The 865-nt window shown below is 59.0% G+C and carries 1 protein-coding gene and 1 pseudogene; both read left to right on the forward strand.

The window, feature by feature from the left end; translation table 11 throughout:
- Positions 1–510 (forward strand): 3-dehydroquinate synthase (locus A3730_RS05085; RefSeq protein ID WP_369819041.1); only part of this gene is annotated, 510 nt, incomplete at its 5' end.
- A pseudogene (locus A3730_RS05090) lies at positions 500–865 on the forward strand (ATP-binding protein); the annotation flags it as partial. The gene A3730_RS05085 and the pseudogene A3730_RS05090, both read left to right, overlap by 11 nt.

The raw sequence follows: 865 nt of genomic DNA on the forward strand, positions 1-865 counted from the left end.
CCGGATTTCTACCAGTGGCTGGAAACCAATAACAGCAAGCTGTTGTCCAGAGAAGAGTCGGTCATCTCCGAGGCCATCTTCCGTAGCTGCGAAAACAAGGCGCAGGTGGTGGCGGACGATGAAACCGAGCAGGGCAATCGTGCCCTGTTGAATCTGGGGCATACCTTCGGGCACGCGATCGAGACGGCTACGGGCTACAGTCAGTGGTTGCATGGCGAGGCGGTAGCCGTGGGCATGTTGATGGCGATCAGGATGTCGGCTGAGCTTGGCTGGGTGCCGGATGATCTGGAGCCGGGCGTGGTGGCGTTGCTGTCCACTTGGGGGCTGCCTGTGGCGGCCCCTAAAGATATGACGCCGGAACAATTTGTCGATCTAATGGCCATGGACAAGAAGGTTCATAACGGCCAGTTACGCCTTGTGCTGTTGCGCGCGCTGGGTAAGGCTGTGGTAACGGCCGACTATGATGAAGTGGCATTGCAAAAAACGCTGGAGGCTTTTTGTGGAGCATGATGACGAACGTTTCTATAGCGGGGCCTCGCGAGGGGATTTCCTGGATGCCATGACTGCCCATGCCGGGCTGGGCTCGGTAGTGGCTATAGAAGGCGACACGGGCAGCGGTGTGTCTACTCTGCTCGGGCAGGCAGTGATGGCGCTGCTGGCCGACATGGAAGTGGTTCGCATCGATGGCAGTGAGCCCCATGATGCCAATGTGGTGGTCGACGCGTTGCTGCGTCATTTCGATATTGACCGCGCTGACCTGCCGCAAATGCTGCGTGACACCCTGAGTGATGGTCGCCTGGTGGTGGTGGTGGATAACAGTGAAGACGTGAGAGCGGATGCGCTGGCCACCATGGCGGCCCTCAAG

The sequence above is a fragment of the Alcanivorax sp. HI0044 genome (assembly GCF_001634945.1).